The 16,860-nt window shown below is 39.4% G+C and carries 16 protein-coding genes and 1 tRNA gene; 3 read left to right on the top strand and 14 right to left on the bottom strand.

Annotated features, from left to right (window positions below; translation table 11 throughout):
• Nucleotides 1–253 precede the first annotated feature (253 nt).
• Nucleotides 254–478: a hypothetical protein gene (locus tag C4S38_RS03705; protein WP_103982598.1), complete on the bottom strand. Its 225-nt coding sequence runs from the start codon at nt 476–478 to the stop codon at nt 254–256.
• Between the two features lie 203 nt (nt 479–681).
• Between C4S38_RS03705 and C4S38_RS03700 the strand changes: the two genes are divergently transcribed.
• The 3 genes from C4S38_RS03700 to mazG all read left to right on the top strand — a co-directional run bounded on the left by C4S38_RS03700 (nt 682) and on the right by mazG (nt 4,583).
• On the top strand, nt 682–1,599 hold the full coding sequence (locus tag C4S38_RS03700) for an RluA family pseudouridine synthase (protein WP_103982597.1): 918 nt from the start codon (nt 682–684) through the stop codon (nt 1,597–1,599).
• 16 nt (nt 1,600–1,615) lie between these two features.
• Nucleotides 1,616–3,688 (top strand): protein-disulfide reductase DsbD family protein, encoded by a 2,073-nt coding sequence (locus tag C4S38_RS03695; RefSeq protein WP_103982596.1) that lies wholly within the window; start codon nt 1,616–1,618, stop codon nt 3,686–3,688.
• 109 nt (nt 3,689–3,797) lie between these two features.
• Entirely contained in the window at nt 3,798–4,583 is a 786-nt protein-coding gene (gene mazG, locus C4S38_RS03690) for a nucleoside triphosphate pyrophosphohydrolase (RefSeq protein ID WP_103982595.1), read from the top strand.
• Nucleotides 4,584–4,677: 94 nt separating this feature from the next.
• On the opposite strand, the gene C4S38_RS03685 is transcribed toward mazG, so the two are convergent.
• From C4S38_RS03685 to C4S38_RS03625, 13 genes are all read right to left on the bottom strand, one after another.
• Nucleotides 4,678–5,145, bottom strand: a complete 468-nt coding sequence (locus C4S38_RS03685) for a hypothetical protein (RefSeq protein WP_099464249.1) — start codon at nt 5,143–5,145, stop codon at nt 4,678–4,680.
• A gap of 43 nt (nt 5,146–5,188) precedes the next feature.
• Nucleotides 5,189–5,584 carry a hypothetical protein gene (locus tag C4S38_RS03680; RefSeq protein WP_103982594.1) on the bottom strand — a complete coding sequence of 132 codons (396 nt, stop codon included), beginning with the start codon at nt 5,582–5,584 and terminating at the stop codon, nt 5,189–5,191.
• A 49-nt stretch (nt 5,585–5,633) separates the two neighbouring features.
• Nucleotides 5,634–6,185: an RNA polymerase sigma factor gene (locus C4S38_RS03675; protein WP_103982593.1), complete on the bottom strand. Its 552-nt coding sequence runs from the start codon at nt 6,183–6,185 to the stop codon at nt 5,634–5,636.
• 112 nt (nt 6,186–6,297) lie between these two features.
• Nucleotides 6,298–6,384: transfer RNA gene (locus C4S38_RS03670), tRNA-Leu, on the bottom strand.
• A gap of 208 nt (nt 6,385–6,592) precedes the next feature.
• Nucleotides 6,593–8,233 carry a chaperonin GroEL gene (groL, locus tag C4S38_RS03665; RefSeq protein ID WP_103982592.1) on the bottom strand — a complete coding sequence of 547 codons (1,641 nt, stop codon included), beginning with the start codon at nt 8,231–8,233 and terminating at the stop codon, nt 6,593–6,595.
• Between the two features lie 42 nt (nt 8,234–8,275).
• On the bottom strand, nt 8,276–8,545 hold the full coding sequence (locus C4S38_RS03660; protein WP_103982591.1) for a co-chaperone GroES: 270 nt from the start codon (nt 8,543–8,545) through the stop codon (nt 8,276–8,278).
• 413 nt (nt 8,546–8,958) lie between these two features.
• Nucleotides 8,959–9,672, bottom strand: coding sequence for a glycoside hydrolase (locus C4S38_RS03655; protein WP_234999281.1), 714 nt, complete (start codon nt 9,670–9,672; stop codon nt 8,959–8,961).
• A 14-nt stretch (nt 9,673–9,686) separates the two neighbouring features.
• The gene (hisS, locus tag C4S38_RS03650) at nt 9,687–11,045 is read right to left on the bottom strand and encodes a histidine--tRNA ligase (RefSeq protein ID WP_103982653.1); all 1,359 of its coding nucleotides are present in this window, start codon (nt 11,043–11,045) and stop codon (nt 9,687–9,689) included.
• Between the two features lie 314 nt (nt 11,046–11,359).
• The gene (locus tag C4S38_RS03645) at nt 11,360–12,046 is read right to left on the bottom strand and encodes a zinc metallopeptidase (protein ID WP_099464254.1); all 687 of its coding nucleotides are present in this window, start codon (nt 12,044–12,046) and stop codon (nt 11,360–11,362) included.
• 121 nt (nt 12,047–12,167) lie between these two features.
• A complete protein-coding gene (locus C4S38_RS03640) occupies nt 12,168–13,439 on the bottom strand; it encodes an adenylosuccinate synthase (protein WP_103982590.1) in 1,272 nt (423 codons plus the stop codon).
• A 29-nt stretch (nt 13,440–13,468) separates the two neighbouring features.
• A complete protein-coding gene (locus C4S38_RS03635; RefSeq protein ID WP_099464256.1) occupies nt 13,469–13,936 on the bottom strand; it encodes a Fur family transcriptional regulator in 468 nt (155 codons plus the stop codon).
• 55 nt (nt 13,937–13,991) lie between these two features.
• On the bottom strand, nt 13,992–14,678 hold the full coding sequence (locus C4S38_RS03630; RefSeq protein ID WP_103982589.1) for a DNA alkylation repair protein: 687 nt from the start codon (nt 14,676–14,678) through the stop codon (nt 13,992–13,994).
• Nucleotides 14,679–14,708: 30 nt separating this feature from the next.
• Nucleotides 14,709–16,760 carry a dipeptidyl-peptidase 3 family protein gene (locus C4S38_RS03625; protein WP_200817939.1) on the bottom strand — a complete coding sequence of 684 codons (2,052 nt, stop codon included), beginning with the start codon at nt 16,758–16,760 and terminating at the stop codon, nt 14,709–14,711.
• Between the last annotated feature and the right edge of the window lie 100 nt (nt 16,761–16,860).

The following is a 16,860-nucleotide window of genomic DNA, read 5'->3' as shown; positions in this document are numbered from 1 at the left end:
CTTTTCTTTTATTCCTAATATACAAACACTTACAGAATCATTACATATTTATCAATATACATATAAAAGAATGTACGCGCGTACATTATATATAGTATTATTCAATTCCATACATTATTTGAAAGAAACCAAACTTCTCATTCTTCCTTTAGGTTAGTGTTATTCACTATTAAAATGATCGGGATCATTTTTTCAAACCATCCCGATCATTTTAAAAATCGTCTCGATAAAATAAAAAGACAATATCTATATATTATTTACCTAATGCTCCCATTCTCAAATAACCAAAGCTTCCAACATGAAATCCAGCACCATACTGTTGTGCTATACAATATTCTAAAGCCTGAACATTATTCATTCCGACATTACTTGCCAGAAAAAAGTTACACATATAATAGCAAACCCCATATCGCGCAGGGCCACCACCGGAACTTAACCAAGTATCCTGAGAAATTGCTTTCAATTTTACTAATGCCATAATTCTATTATTTTTTAAGACTGCCTACCCTATTCAGTTTTCGGCTTCCCTGTTTTTATTTTATCAGAAGCAAAAGTAAATCCGAGAGACAGAGTAAAGGATTTTTGTTTTTAAATTACAGTATTTATTCTCCGGTTTATATCAATATCTATTGCAGCATTCCCTAAATGCCAGTATCTTTGTAAACTATATACATAACGAATATGAGAAGACGCTCAAATTACAAAGGCGCAAATCAGCCAAGAGCTCCAAGAGGACGCAAGGTTACAGTAAAAGAACAAAACACCTTGCTCTCTTTTTTGTTTCAACAGCTGAATGAGCAAAGTAAAAGCTCCGTAAAAGCATTACTAAGCAAAGGACAAATTTCGGTTAATGGGAAAGTAACCAGCCAATTCGACACACAGTTGGAGCCAAATGATGTAGTCGGAATCAGCTATGAGCGCGGTAAAGTTGCATTTAATAATCCATTATTAAATATTATTTGGGAAGACGACTATTTGATTGTCGTTAATAAAAGGGAAGGCTTGCTCTCTGTTTCGAACAATCGTATAAAAGAGCGTACTGCATACCATATATTAAGCGACTATGTAAAGAAGTCTGACCCAAGAAACAAAATATTTGTGTTGCACCGTTTGGATAGGGAAACATCCGGTTTAATGATGTTCGCCAAAAGTCGTGGCATACAAGAAGTGTTGCAATCCAACTGGAATGAAATGATTACACAACGCAGTTATGTAGCCGTCGTAGAAGGTCGTCCGGAAAAAGATACCGACCTTATCGTTTCAAACCTCGTAGAAAATGCACAAATGCAGGTATATGTTACATCAGCCGGAGATGGGAAAGAAGCAATTACCAGATACAAAGTATTAAGAAGTAATGGTTCATACTCTCTGCTGGAACTGGAACTGGAAACAGGCCGCAAAAACCAGATACGCGCACAAATGCAATCTATCGGTCATCCTATTACAGGAGATTATAAATACGGAGCGGAAACCGACCCCACCGGACGTTTGATGCTGCACGCCCGGAAACTTTATTTTATTCATCCCGAAACGGAAGAAGAAATGTGTTTTGAAACGCGCATACCAGACGCTTTCAACTCTTTAGCTAAACAGACTTAGAAACAATTATAAAAACATGAAAAGACTCGTTAGTATTTTAGCATTAGCACTGATAACGCTAACTATACAGGCTCAGATACTCACGCCTGTAAAATGGAAAGTTAAACTGGAGGATTCAGCTTCTCCGGAAAAAGAAATTGTGTTCACCGCTACTTCTGACAGAGGCTGGCATCTCTATGATATGGATCTGCCAGAAGGAGGACCAGTATCTACGTCATTCACCTTTGAGACTCTGAAGGGAGCCGAACTAATCGGTAAACCGGTCTCCTCCGTCAAACCAACCACGGTTTATGACGAGCTGTTTGCTATGAATCTGCGTTGGTACCCGGGAACTGTCTCTTTTACTCAAAAAATAAAGGTGACCGATCCTGCCAAATTCAAAGTAGAAGGACAGATCGAATTTATGGCTTGTAATGATGAAACATGTTTACCTCCGGATCACGTCGATTTTTCTTTTGACAAAAAGAATATTCAGATGGACGCTTCTGCAGCAAACATAAATCCGACTACAGACAAAGATGATGTAACCGCCCTTCAACCTGATACGGAAAAAGTAGTCCAGGAGGCAGAAGAACTTACTACTCCTGATTTAACAGATAAAACTCCGTCTCCTGCAAAAATAAGCAATGCATTGACAGATGATGCAGCTTTATGGACTCCGGTTATCAGCGAGTTAAAAGGATATGGAGATTCAACAGTTTCAGCCGCAGACACATCTTGGTTATTTATTTTCTTCGCCGGATTCCTTGGTGGTTTAATCGCATTGCTTACGCCTTGCGTATGGCCAATGATACCGATGACTGTCAGTTTCTTCCTGAAACGCACAAAAGATCGTAAAAAAGCAATTCGTGATGCCATCACTTACGGTATTTCCATCATTGTTATTTACCTGATAATGGGATTGCTTATTACCGGTATCTTCGGAGCCAGCGCGTTGAATGACTTATCAACAAATGCAATCTTTAATATTATATTCTTCCTGTTGCTGGTAGTTTTCGCAATCTCCTTCTTCGGAGCATTCGAAATGGTATTACCTGCTTCATGGACAAACAAGCTGGATAATAAAGCAGATTCTACTACCGGTATTTTAAGTATCTTTTTCATGTCGTTTACTTTAGTATTGGTGTCTTTCTCTTGTACGGGTCCTATCATCGGAACCTTACTTGTTCAGGCAGCTTCAATGGGCACAGCAGTTGGCCCGGCAATCGGAATGTTCGGTTTCGCATTAGCATTATCAATACCATTCAGCTTCTTTGCAATCTTCCCGAATATGTTGCAGAGTATGCCAAAATCGGGCGGTTGGCTAAACTCAGTTAAGGTTGTATTAGGCTTCCTCGAACTAGCGTTAGCTTTAAAGTTCCTTTCCGTTGCGGATTTAGCTTATGGATGGCGCTTACTGGATCGTGAAGTATTTATCGTACTCTGGATTATTATATTCTTCTTATTAGGAAGCTACCTGTTAGGCAAAATCAAGTTTAGCCATGACAGTGATGTAAAATATGTATCTGTACCACGCTTATTTATGGCAATTATTTCTTTTTCATTTGCCGTATATATGATACCAGGACTTTGGGGAGCCCCACTAAAAGCAATCAGCGCCTTTGCTCCTCCATTATATACACAGGATTTTAACCTGTATGATAATGAAGTACATGCTGCTTTCGACGATTACGAATCAGGTATGGCTTATGCCAAGAAGGTGAATAAACCTGTTATGATCGATTTCTCCGGTTATGGTTGTGTAAACTGCCGTAAAATGGAAGCTTCTGTCTGGACTGATCCCAAAGTTAAACAGTTACTGGAAAAAGATTATGTATTAATTACATTATTTGTCGACGATAAAACAAAGTTGCCCGCTCCTATTGAAATAGAAGAACATGGCAAAGTACGTAAACTAAAAACTTACGGAGATAAATGGAGTTATCTGCAACGAAGCAAATTCGGAGCTAATGCACAGCCATTCTATGTATTATTAAATAATGAAGGAATGCCATTAGGACCGTCTTATGCATTCGATGAAGACGTTGCAAAATACATCCAGTTCCTGCAAAACGGACTAAAACAATACAAAGAAAAACAAAATAAATAACGGTTTTACCGGAATTACATAAAGGACGCTGATTAAGCAGATCATTATTCTGCAAAGTCTGCGTCCTTTTGCATTACTCATTCCGGTAAATACAAACAAACATTACACAATGAGCAGCAAACAAGAAAAAATGGAAGCCTTTGGCAGATTGCTCGATATTCTGGATGAATTACGGGAAAAATGCCCTTGGGATCGCAAACAGACAAATGAGAGTTTACGTACAAATACGATTGAAGAAACGTACGAGCTTTGTGATGCCATCATGCAAAACGACAATGAAAACATCAAAAAAGAATTAGGTGATTTACTTCTACATGTTGTCTTTTATGCAAAAATCGGTGATGAGAAACAAGAATTTGATATTAAAGATGTATGCGATAGTCTTTGTAACAAACTGATATTCCGCCATCCCCATGTATTTGGCGATACTTCTGCCGATACATCCCAAAAAGTAGAACAAAACTGGGAACAACTCAAGCTCAAAGAAAAGGGAGGCAACAAAACCGTACTGGAAGGAGTTCCCGCATCTCTGCCTTCTATAGTAAAAGCTCACCGCATTCAAGACAAAGCCCGTAATGTAGGCTTTGATTGGGAACAGCGAGACCAGGTTTGGGATAAAGTCAGGGAAGAGTTCAATGAACTTAAAACCGAAATCGATCACATGGAAACTGATAATATGGAAGCTGAGTTCGGAGATTTATTCTTCAGCCTGATTAATGCGGCCCGCTTATACAAAATTAATCCGGACAATGCATTAGAACGTACAAACCAGAAATTCATACGCCGTTTCAATTACCTTGAAGAACATACTATTAAACAAGGGTTATCTCTGAAAGAAATGACTCTGGAAGATATGGACAAACTCTGGAATGAAGCAAAAGCGAAAGGTCTATAAAAACAAAAAGGGAACCGACATCACGTCGCCACCCCTCCCTTAACTTAAACGCCAAAACTAAATCTAAACAAAAAACACAAATAATGATAATATTTTATTTTTTCTGTTTCTCTACCTTCTTTTCTCCCGATTCTCTTATAAAACTTCTCATAAATCGGTTTTCCGCCTCTTTATATTTATAAAGTTTTTCAGGAGAGAGTATTTTTTTAAATTTATTAAAATACTCTTTTTCCAGTTCCACTTCTTTGGCATGTGCTTCTAAACAAGCATCTATTGCTTCAGTGTACTCAACATCCGTAGGAGTATCTTTAGAACGTAACTGCTTACTCAATTTTCTGCAAGAACGACTGGCTTCAAATGTTTTTTGGCGGAACTCATCACAAAGCGGAATAAACAATGCAGCTTCTTCTGGAGTAAGGCCAACCTCTGCCGTTATAAATGCATTTCTTTTTGCTTGAAACGCCTCCCTATCAAAATGTCTTTGTCTCTTCTCTTGCCCGAAAGCATTTATAGAGCTTAGAACTGAAATCGCTACAAATGTAATAAAAAATATTTTATTCATACAAGTATTTTTTCAAAAAAAATTTATTTAGATGACAAAATCTTCAATTTATTTCAGAATCCGCCATTTCTTGATCAAATAAATAATCAGTATACCGTTCTTCCAGATACTCCAGGTATTCTTGATCTTCTTCTGCTTGTATAGCTACCAATGATTCTGAGGGAACCGCAGTTTTCACAATTAAAGGATTTGAAACATTTTCTTCCTTTTGCTGTATTCCCACTATCGCTTTAAAGAATAAGCCCAAACCAGCAAAAACCGCAGCCATATACAACCAGGGGCGTATGCGGTCAAACATAGAGACTTGCTTTTCTCTTGTGTCCGGTTTGTCCGGTAGTTGGTTCATTATTTGAGAAGTAATCCCTTCCATATATCCTTGCGGCACAGAAAAAGGATTCTTACCTTTCAATTGTTCCAGATTATTTTGTTCAGTTTTCATACTTCTCTTTTCTTTTAATACTCCTTTGACGATAATTCGACAAAAAGGTTTAAATATCTTTCGTTAAAAACTCTTCTACTTTTTTTACGGCATGATGATACGAGGCTTTAAGCGCACCTACCGAGGTACCTAAAACATCCGACATATCTTCATACTTCATATCGTCAAAATATTTCATATTAAATACCAACCTCTGTTTCTCAGGCAAAGAAAGAATAGCCTCCTGTAATTTCATCTGGGTAGCATCGCCATCAAAGTATTCGTCACCCTTTAAACGTTCCAGTAGAAAAACATCTGTGTCGTCCACCGACACGTTATTAATAGCCCGCTGTTTATTAAGAAAAGTGATGCATTCATTTATAGCTATCTTGTAAAGCCAGGTGGATAATTTGGCTTCTCCCCTGAAATAATCAATATTTGTCCATGCTTTTAGAAAGGTGTTTTGCAGCAAGTCATTGGCATCATCATGGTTTAACACCATTTTACGTATCTGCCAATATAACTTTTCACCATAGATGTCCACCACCAACGTAAAGGCATCCCTTTGTTTGGTCGGATCACGTAGTTGTTCTACTATTTCATCTTCCGTATATTGTTGCATCTCTCCTATTTTGGTTGTAAATATAAGAAATAATGAAGAAACTACAATTATGCAGATTTGCAGCGCAACCACAAAATAAAAGCGGACAAATAATAATCTGTCCGCTTTTATCTGGTGCCCAGAACAGGACTCGAACCTGCACGATCGCAAAACCACTCGCACCTGAAACGAGCGCGTCTACCAATTCCGCCACCTGGGCAATCTCATACTTTGTTTCGTACTCTTCCGAATGCGCTGCAAAGGTAATTGTTTTTTCTATATATCAAAATTACTTCTTTGTTTTTATCCCTATTTTAAAAAGTCGAGCTATAATCATCCCCTATACTTTAATTACATATATTAATGCAACAACGGCTGCTTCTTTAATAAGAAACAGCCGTTGCTTTTATATTAATGGGATTTGTTGATTACATCATACCGCCCATTCCGCCACCCATACCCGGATTCATTGGAGGCATAGCTGGAGTATCTTCTTTTTTATCAGCGATAACACATTCAGTTGTAAGGAACATACCTGCAATAGATGCTGCATTTTCCAAAGCTACACGAGTTACCTTAGCTGGGTCGATTACACCGGCTGCACACAAGTTTTCATATTTGTCAAGACGGGCATTGTAACCATAGTCGCCCTTGCCTTCTTTTACTTTCTGTACAACAACGGCACCTTCTTTACCTGCATTTTCTACAATCTGGCGAAGCGGTTCTTCAATTGCTCTTTTAACAATTTCAATACCTGTAGTTTCGTCTTCGTTTTCGCCCTTCATGCCTTCCAGAACTTCGATAGCGCGGATGTAAGCTACACCACCACCAGGAACTGTTCCTTCTTCAATTGCAGCACGAGTTGCATGCAAAGCATCGTCAACACGGTCTTTCTTTTCTTTCATTTCTACTTCAGAAGGAGCACCTACATATAATACAGCAACACCACCAGCCATTTTAGCCAAACGTTCCTGAAGTTTTTCTTTGTCGTAATCGGATGTCGTATTTTCAATCTGAGTCTTAATCTGGCCGATACGAGCCTGGATAGCAGCTTTATCACCTGCTCCGTTTACAATTGTAGTTGTATCTTTGTCTACAGTAACCTTTTCTGCTGTACCCAGCATATCTAATGTAGCACCTTCCAGCTTCAAGCCCTTTTCTTCAGAAATTACAGTACCGCCAGTCAATACAGCGATATCTTCCAACATAGCCTTACGACGGTCGCCAAAGCCCGGAGCCTTAACAGCACAAATCTTCAAAGAGCCACGCAGACGGTTAACTACCAATGTAGCCAAAGCTTCGCTGTCAATGTCTTCTGCAATAATCAACAAAGGACGTCCGCTCTGTACAGCCGGTTCCAGAATAGGAAGCAGGTCTTTCAATACAGAAATCTTCTTGTCATAGATCAAAATATATGGATTCTCCATATCGCATTCCATCTTTTCAGTATTGGTTACGAAGTAAGGAGAGATATAACCGCGGTCAAACTGCATACCTTCTACTACGTCTACTGTAGTTTCGGTTCCTTTGGCTTCTTCTACTGTGATAACGCCTTCTTTCTTTACGCGTTGCATAGCTTCTGCAATCAGCTTACCGATGTTTTCATCGCCATTAGCAGATATCTTAGCTACGTGTTCGATCTTTTCGAATTTGTCGCCAACTTCTTCTGCCTGAGCAGCAATACTTTCAACAACTTTTCCAACAGCCTTGTCAATACCACGTTTCAAATCCATAGGATTAGCACCTGCGGTAACGTTTTTCAAACCTACGCCAATGATAGATTGAGCCAATACTGTAGCAGTAGTTGTACCATCACCGGCATTATCGTTAGTTTTAGAAGCAACTTCTTTAACCAACTGCGCACCCATATTTTCAAATGGATTAGACAGTTCGATTTCTTTAGCAACCGTTACACCGTCTTTAGTAATATGAGGAGCACCAAATTTCTTTTCAATAATTACGTTACGTCCTTTCGGGCCTAATGTTACTTTTACAGCATTGGCCAACTCATCTACACCTTTCTTCAAAAGGTCGCGGGCATCCATATCGTATTTAATCTCTTTTGCCATGATATTTATAGTCTTTAATGTTATATTTCAGAATAATGAAAATTAGATAATAGCTAAAATGTCAGATTGACGCATGATAAGGTATTTCTCACCATCCAGTTCGATTTCCGTTCCGGCATATTTACCGTACAGGACAGTATCGCCATCCTTCACAACCATTTCTTCATCCTTTGTTCCGTTACCTACGGCAACAACTTCACCCTTTAAAGGTTTTTCTTTTGCTGAATCGGGAATAATGATTCCGCCAAGTGTCTTTTCTTCTGCTGCAGCGGGCTTAATCAGCACTCTGTCTGCTAATGGTTTAATGTTCATCTTCTTTTCTATTTTAATTGTTAATAATATTACTGTAATTTGTGTGTTTGTCACACACGCCTATATATATACCAATTCTGTGCCAAAACGGTTGGTAGAAAAAAGACTGACAATTTTTCACAAGATACGACATTCAATTGCAGACACGACTGACAGGTTGACTTTCTATTTTGTCTCATTTGTTTATTATTTGCCACAAAACACCTGCCGTATTAATTTTAAAGAGCTGAATATTTATCTTTTTTATCGTGAAGTTTTATTCTTTTGACCCGGATAAAAATCAATTTCCAGCCTGGTAAAAATCATTATTCACCAAGGACGAATTTAATTTCCAGCAGCCCAAAAGCATAAAATGTCAATATGAAAAAGATAAAATCTTCCATACTGACATTTTAATATTGATATGTTTCCTATTAATCTATAAGAAGGGTAGAAATAGAATGAGCCTGAAGTACGGGCTGATAAAGGGCATAAGCCCGTAAATACAAAGAATCTTGTATGAACATATCCGTACCTTCGCGCCCTACTTTATCAAGCGGCAAACCATTGCGGTACTTCTCGTCATAATTTTCTCCGGTATAAGCCGAAGCATAATGTTTATTGTATTTCATCCACGATGGGGGACACCAGGGAGAAGCCCACAGACGTAATTCCGGCTGGTACTTCTGCGCATTGCGGATAAAAGGGATGAGCGTCTGCAAATCGTTGGCTACAGTGAATTGTTCCATAGCAAAATCGCCATCTGTTTCATTATACGAATACCAGTCGCGAGAGAAATCGTTGGCTCCCACCGGCATACGGCATATAGTAAAATTGGCGCCTTCATCCGGAAAGAACAGTTCTTGCATAATATCTTCCCGTTCGTTAGGTGAAAGTTTATTCAATGATAGCCAGCCCAATTCGTTAAAGCAAGCGCCAAAGCCGTCAATCTGTTGCTGGGGTTCATCCACACAAACGGTTACATCTATATTAGGTATCGTGTCCAACGATGCAGACAGAATATCCGGTTGCTTTACCCATGGAATAGAATCCGTAGTAGTTACCCATTCTGCCCTAGGCTGGAAAGTACAAGACGCAAATAAGGAAAATAATGCTCCTGCAAATGAATATAGATATAAAGACTTCATAAAATCATCCGGTATTATTTAAATTGGGAGATCAGCTCGTCTATAGTCACCAGCGTTTGCTCGCCGGTAATCATATTTTTCAAGTTAATCTTATTCTCTGCCATCTCTGTCTCGCCAACAATAGCAACAAAAGGTATCTTTTTGGTATCGGCATATCCCATTTGCTTTTTCATTTTGGCAGATTCGGGATAAAGTTCCGTACGGATACCTGCTGCACGAACTTTAGCAACAAGAGGGAACAAGTAAGCTTCTTCCTTTTCTCCAAAGTTGACAAACAATAATTGAGTAGTCTGTAAAGAATCGGCAGGATACAGATCCAGCTGGTTCAATACATCAAAAATACGATCAGCTCCAAATGATATTCCAACACCCGATACACCTTCCATACCAAATACCCCGGTCAAATTGTCATAGCGTCCGCCTCCGGTGATGCTACCAATTTGCACATCAAGCGCTTTCACTTCGAATATTGCGCCGGTATAATAGTTCAAACCGCGTGCTAATGTTAAGTCAAGTTCCAATTCTGCGTGCAAAGATGTATGTTTTAGCCGATCCAGGATAAAGGCAAGTTCATCTACTCCTTTTAAACCGATTTCAGAATTTGCAAGAATATCACGCAGTTTGCTAACTTTCTCTTCGTTCGTTCCATTCAGCATGATGATGGGTTGCAAACGCCGGATTGCTTCCTCCGAAAGTTCTTTATTGCGAAGTTCTTCGTTTACATTGTCCAAACCGATCTTATCGAGTTTGTCGATAGCAACCGTAATATCAACAATCTTATCCGATTCACCTATAAATTCGGCAATACCGGAAAGAATCTTACGGTTGTTCATCTTTATACAAACGCGGATGCCAAAACGACGGAATACTTCATCCATGATCTGCACCAATTCCACTTCGTTAACCAAAGAGTCTGAACCAACAACGTCTCCATCGCATTGGTAAAACTCACGGTAACGTCCTTTCTGCGGACGATCGGCACGCCATACAGGCTGTATCTGATACCGTTTAAACGGAAAACTTATCTCATTACGATGCTGAACCACAAAACGGGCAAAAGGAACAGTAAGGTCATAGCGCAGACCTTTCTCACAAGCTTTCACTCCAAATTTAACAGCATTGCGTTCTAACAATTCTTCATCTGTAATACCTGCAAAACAATCACCTGAATTCAATATCTTGAAAAGCAGCTTATCACCTTCTTCTCCATACTTTCCCATCAATGTAGAAAGGTTTTCCATTGCCGGAGTTTCTATTTGTTGAAATCCGTACAGATGATAAACTTCACGGATTGTATTAAATATATAATTACGTTTCGCCATTTCTTCGGGCGAAAAGTCGCGTGTACCTTTTGGGATAGATGGTTTTTGCATGACTAACTTGTTATTTATTATTCCGGCCACAAAGGTAATGCTTTTGTAGAAATAGGAAAGTTTATCCGGCAAGTTAGTTGACAGCAAGGTTTTAATTCTTATATTTGTGAAAGCATATATCATCATTCATGAGAGATATTTCACCTTTCAGTTGGATCATTTCATACCAATGGAAGGTGTGCTATTAATAGCCTTTGGCTTCTTTGCGTGGATGAAATATGATGAATGGCTAGAGAAAAAGGCAATAAACATTCTTCTAAATAAAAAAGCCTGAGGCATCAAACCTCAGGCTTTTATTTTACCTACTTCCCTCATCAGTCTCTACTTCTCGCTCCCAGGAATATCATTATATAATATAATAATGTAGCCAACGAACCTAAAGCGGCAACCACATACGTATAAGCAGCCGAGCGCAAAGCATCTTCCGCTTTATCATGTGTATATGCATTCGTTATACCTGCCTGATTTAACCATGCCAAAGCACGCTGACTGGCATTTATCTCCACGGGCAAGGTAATAAAACTGAATATGGTGGTTGAAGCAAATAAGATTATACCAAACAACAACAACTGAGGGAACTGGTGGATCAATAACATACCACCCAACAATACCCATGTCATTATGTTCGAGGCAAAGCTTACCACCGGCACTAATGCCGAACGCATCTTCAACGGAGCATAAGCTGTAGCATGCTGCACCGCATGTCCGCATTCGTGAGCAGCCACGGCAGCGGCGGCAATACTATTACTATAATAAACAGATTCACTCAAGTTTACTGTATGGTTGGCAGGATTGTAATGATCAGTCAAATGTCCCGGTGTTGAAATTACCTTTACATCATAGATTCCATTGTCGTGCAACATCTTTTCTGCAATATCCTTTCCGGTCATACCATTCGGCATAGGTATCTTTGAATACTTCTCAAACTTATTTTTAAGACGAGAAGATACCAACCAACTTAATAAAGCAAAGCCTATAAATATAATCCAATACATGCTCATAAATTTCTTTCTAATTTAGTTTGTTTATAAAACCTACGGCAAAAAGTCTGCCAAACATAAAAATGGCAGTAGACAGCCCTTACGGGATGTGGTCTTCTGCCATTTTGTATCTTATTTTTAATTAATCTTCTGTATATCTGACAATCGTCTGTTCACGATCCGGGCCAACAGAAACGATTTTAACAGGAACCCCCAACTCTTCTTCCAGGAATGACAAATAAGCATTAAATTCTTCGGGGAATTCATCCTCGCTCTGCATTTTTGTCATATCAGTCTTCCAACCTGGCAATTCAACATATACAGGTTCTACGGTTCCTTCTATTTCATAAGGGAATTCGGTCACTTCCTCTCCGTTGATCTTATATGCCACACAAGCCTTAATTGTATCGAAAGTATCCAACACATCGCTCTTCATCATGATAAGCTGGCTAACACCGTTTATCATTACAGCATACTTCAAAGCTACCAGATCAATCCAGCCACAACGACGTTTACGTCCGGTAACAGAACCAAACTCATGACCCAATTCACAAATCATATCGCCTGTATTATCAAACAACTCCGTAGGGAAAGGTCCGCTGCCTACACGCGTGCAATAAGCTTTGAAAATACCGTATACGTCGCCTATATTACGGGGAGAAACACCCAAACCCGTACAACATCCGGCACAGATCGTATTGGAAGAAGTTACGAACGGATATGAACCAAAATCTATATCCAACATTGTACCCTGAGCACCTTCTGCCAAAACAGACTTGCCTTCTTTCAAGAAGTTATTGATTACATGTTCGCTATCTATCAACTTAAACTGTTTCAGGTATTCCAACGCTTCAAACCATTGAGCTTCCAATTCTTTTATATCATATTCATAGTTCAATGAGCGCAGAATAGACTCGTGGCGGCCTTTTGCGGCAGCATACTTTTCTTCGAAATTATATAGCAAGTCACCTACACGGACACCGTTACGGCTAACCTTATCGGTATAAGTAGGACCGATGCCTTTACCTGTGGTTCCGATCTTTCCAGAACCTTTGGCAGCTTCGTAGGCAGCATCCAGAATACGATGCGTAGGAAGAATAAGATGGGCTTTCTTTGAAATATACAGTTGCTTTGTCAAATCATGCCCACTGGCAGCCAAAGCTTCTGCTTCTTGTTTAAACAATAGCGGATCCAGAACCACACCGTTACCGATAACATTTACTTTTCCTCCCTGAAAGATACCGGACGGGATAGAACGTAGCACATACTTTTCACCGTTAAACTCTAAAGTATGCCCTGCATTGGGACCACCCTGAAAACGAGTTACCACATCGTAATTCGGAGTCAGGACATCAACAACTTTACCTTTGCCTTCGTCACCCCATTGCAATCCTAATAAAACATCTACTTTCATTTTTCTATATATAATAGGCTGTTAATATTCTATTTACTCAATTTCTGCATTTTATACTTATACTTGCATTTACTGCATATGCCATAAATATATAAACTGTAATATTCCGGCGTAAACCGGGATATTTTCAAACTATCCAGATCCGCCTTCAATATATTATTACGCACTTCACGTATTGCCCCGCACTTCGTACAAACCAGATGCAGGTGCGTATCTGCCAACAATCTCAATTCATACTGTACGACCTTGGTATTAACCTGATGACGTACAATCAGCCCGGCATCAACCAATACTTCCAGCGTATTATAAAGCGTAGCTTTGCTAACATGAAAATTACCATCTTCTAATTGCTGATGGAGCATGCACATATCAAAATGTCCGGGGAAAGCACATATATATTTCAATATAGTGTATCTTTCCTCAGTCTTCCGCAATTTCTTATCAGTAAGATACTCGGTAAACAAAGTCTGCATTTCGGTATATTCTTTCGCTTCCATTTTTTGCAAGCCACGCGAACGACAAAGTTAGCGCATTTATTTTAAACGCAAAGCCTTAGAGGTAATATTCAAATTCAAATTTTAATTCATTATAAATTTCCTGCAAGTCCGGACGGCTTTCAAAAACGTGAATCTGTTCGAACCCGCTTAATATCTGCATGGACTGTACCTCTGACTGACGACCATAAAATTTCATGGCACTTATAGCCGCCTGCCGCTCCATTAATGAAGCACCGGACTCTTCATCAGTTACCGTATGCATCAACTCCGATACCAGAACCTCAGCACTGACGGGAAGCATAACATTCTGTCCTTTTTTAAACAATTCACTCCAGATCAGGAAAGCCAGAGTCCGGGAAAATTTATCTTTTTTATTATTGATAAGCTCTAAAGTCAAGTCTCCGGCAAAGGACAGTTTACTAAACAAGTTCCTGCTGCATTGTTCCGCAATTTCCAAATAAGGAATCTCCGCCATCCACTGTTTAGCCTGCCCCATTGTAAAGGTCTCTACAGGCTGTAACATCGTAGCCAGCATCTTAAACTCCCGGATATCTTCTTTCCATAAAGCAGCAGCCAAATCTGCATCTTTCTCATACAACGCTGCTATTTGCTTTACTTCAGGATACGGAACACCGAAGTTTAATTTATAAACAATTCCTTTTTCACGCATACTGGTTGAAATAACACCATTCATTGCCAGACGCAAATGCGTGCGTATTTCCTTTATCTTATCTTCTGTCATAGCCCTAACTGCCAACTATCAATTGCCTTTTTAATTATAAGAAGGCAAGAACGAATATTCTTTACTATAGCGAAGCATCTGATCGGCATAGCCTTCTGTATAGTCCAAAACAATATCTACCACCTCACCTTTTTCATTCTTCACCTCTTTCATAACCGGATTCACAAATCCTTTATATGGAGCAAGATTAAGTTTGGCATAACGTTCCAGCACTTCGGCATGCAGTTCCGAATCCACTTTTACACCATAATCTTCCACAAGTTTCTTGCCGGCTACAAAATCTCCTTCACTTTTAATACGCTGCACTTCGGCCAACAGTTCTCCAAACAGATTGCGCAGCTTAGCATAATCATTTACAACAACAAAAGTCTTTCCGTCTCTCTTTTTCAGTTCTATTACATTGTCGGTTTTTCCTTTTTCAAATACCCATTTGGCAATTAGCTGACGGTTACGCATATGAGCTTCTTCTACATTCTTTCCCTTTTCAATACGGACAAGTTGAGTCATCAAACCATTCATTATATATTTATAATATTCAGCCTTATATGCCTCTGCATCCGGCACAAGTCCTAATTCTACTATTTTAGGATCGCCCAGATAATACAAACCAAACAAGTCGGCACGGGTTTCTTCCAGTGTAGAACTATAAGCCTTCAATGCATCCGGATCGGTACCTGGCAGCAGTTTTCCTGAACCATGTCCCAGGCATTCATGCAAGTCGGTATGTAAATTATCTGTTATAAAACCGTATTTATTCAAAGCGTTTCGCTCGGTTTCGCTCCATACAAACTCTTCGTTAAAGCCGTTTCCCTGGGAAGCCTTATCGTATGCCTCCGTAATATTCTCTATTGTCACCGACTTTGAACCATGATCCCGGCGAATCCAATCTGCATTCGGAAGATTAATGCCAATCGGAGTAGCCGGATAACAATCGCCACCTAACATAGCTACTGTAATTACTTTTGCGCTAACGCCTTTTACTTTTTCCTTTTTAAACCTGGTATCTACAGGAGAATGATCTTCAAACCATTGGGCACTGTCGCTAATTAATTTTGTACGTTTAGTGGCTTCGTTGTTTATAAAGTTAACAGTCGATTCCCAGCTGGCTTTCATTCCCAGCGGATCACCGTATGTTTCGATAAAACCATTTACAAAATCTACCTCCGAGTCCGTATCTTCCACCCATAAAACAGAATAGGCATCAAAGGTTTTCAAATCTCCGGTCTTATAATATTCTATCAGCTTTTCTATAATAGCTTTCTGCGCATCATTCTCAGCAAACGGCACTGCCTTTTGCAGTTCAGCCACGATCTGTTCTATTGCCTGAGAATATAATCCTCCGACTTTCCAAACCTTCTCAACTATTTTTCCGTCTTCTTTTACCAAGCGACTATTCAATCCATACGAAACAGGCGTATGATCTTTCGGATCTTTCATTTTCCCATAATAAGCTTCAACTTCCGGCTGGGTAATACCGCCACCATAATAGTTATTGGCCGAAGCTAATATAATATCTTCATCTCCACTCTGAATCGTTCGTTTAGCCATTACTGCAGGATCAAACAATACAGGAGACAACTCCTGTATCAACTGCTCCACGCCCTGTCCGTCACGAACAGGAAGCTTTGCAACATCAACCTGTCGGACACAATCTGCAAAGAACTCTGGGGTAAAGGCTGGAATAAATTTATCTTCAGCATAATGATGATGAATGCCATTAGCAAACCAAACTCGTTTCAGGTAAATTTCCAATGCTTTAAACTGCGGACTTTGTTTATCTCCTTCATAATTTTGATAAATGGCTTCCAGTGTACGGCGGATAGCCAGGTTGTAACGGTTATTCTGGTCATACAAAATATCACGTCCCATCAATGCCGCTTCAGACAAATGATACAGAAGCTGCTTTTGTTTCAGAGAAAGAGACTCAAAGCCGGGTACTCTATAACGAAGTATTTGCAGGTCGGCAAATTGATCTGCAACATAATCAAAATCATTGTTATTTACTTCGGCCTTCTCAGCCTTTTGGCCTATACAGGCTGTCATCGCCATTGCAGTCATAAGTGATACTATTATTTTCTTCATACTATATTATATCTTGAAGTTCTTTCTATAATGTATATTAAAAACGGGTTATCATGCAAAGATAACCACTTTACCACATTCCGAAAACAAATAGCAAAAC

This window comes from Parabacteroides chinchillae, from assembly GCF_900108035.1.
Taxonomy (GTDB): domain Bacteria; phylum Bacteroidota; class Bacteroidia; order Bacteroidales; family Tannerellaceae; genus Parabacteroides; species Parabacteroides chinchillae.
Note: the sequence above shows the minus strand (reverse complement) of the source record. Positions and strands in the feature narration are given on the sequence as shown.

Bases quoted from the DNA above. Each gene is read 5' to 3' on its own strand.
- C4S38_RS03685 (WP_099464249.1), bottom strand. From the start codon at position 5,145: ATGAATAAAATATTTTTTATTACATTTGTAGCGATTTCAGTTCTAAGC.
- C4S38_RS03695 (WP_103982596.1), top strand. From the start codon at position 1,616: ATGAAAAGACTCGTTAGTATTTTAGCATTAGCACTGATAACGCTAACT.
- C4S38_RS03705 (WP_103982598.1), bottom strand. From the start codon at position 478: ATGGCATTAGTAAAATTGAAAGCAATTTCTCAGGATACTTGGTTAAGT.
- C4S38_RS03655 (WP_234999281.1), bottom strand. From the start codon at position 9,672: ATGAAGTCTTTATATCTATATTCATTTGCAGGAGCATTATTTTCCTTA.
- C4S38_RS03640 (WP_103982590.1), bottom strand. From the start codon at position 13,439: ATGAAAGTAGATGTTTTATTAGGATTGCAATGGGGTGACGAAGGCAAA.
- C4S38_RS03680 (WP_103982594.1), bottom strand. From the start codon at position 5,584: ATGAAAACTGAACAAAATAATCTGGAACAATTGAAAGGTAAGAATCCT.
- C4S38_RS03675 (WP_103982593.1), bottom strand. From the start codon at position 6,185: ATGCAACAATATACGGAAGATGAAATAGTAGAACAACTACGTGATCCG.
- C4S38_RS03660 (WP_103982591.1), bottom strand. From the start codon at position 8,545: ATGAACATTAAACCATTAGCAGACAGAGTGCTGATTAAGCCCGCTGCA.
- C4S38_RS03645 (WP_099464254.1), bottom strand. From the start codon at position 12,046: ATGAGCATGTATTGGATTATATTTATAGGCTTTGCTTTATTAAGTTGG.
- C4S38_RS03630 (WP_103982589.1), bottom strand. From the start codon at position 14,678: ATGACAGAAGATAAGATAAAGGAAATACGCACGCATTTGCGTCTGGCA.
- hisS (WP_103982653.1), bottom strand. From the start codon at position 11,045: ATGCAAAAACCATCTATCCCAAAAGGTACACGCGACTTTTCGCCCGAA.
- C4S38_RS03635 (WP_099464256.1), bottom strand. From the start codon at position 13,936: ATGGAAGCGAAAGAATATACCGAAATGCAGACTTTGTTTACCGAGTAT.
- mazG (WP_103982595.1), top strand. From the start codon at position 3,798: ATGAGCAGCAAACAAGAAAAAATGGAAGCCTTTGGCAGATTGCTCGAT.
- C4S38_RS03700 (WP_103982597.1), top strand. From the start codon at position 682: ATGAGAAGACGCTCAAATTACAAAGGCGCAAATCAGCCAAGAGCTCCA.
- C4S38_RS03625 (WP_200817939.1), bottom strand. From the start codon at position 16,760: ATGAAGAAAATAATAGTATCACTTATGACTGCAATGGCGATGACAGCC.
- groL (WP_103982592.1), bottom strand. From the start codon at position 8,233: ATGGCAAAAGAGATTAAATACGATATGGATGCCCGCGACCTTTTGAAG.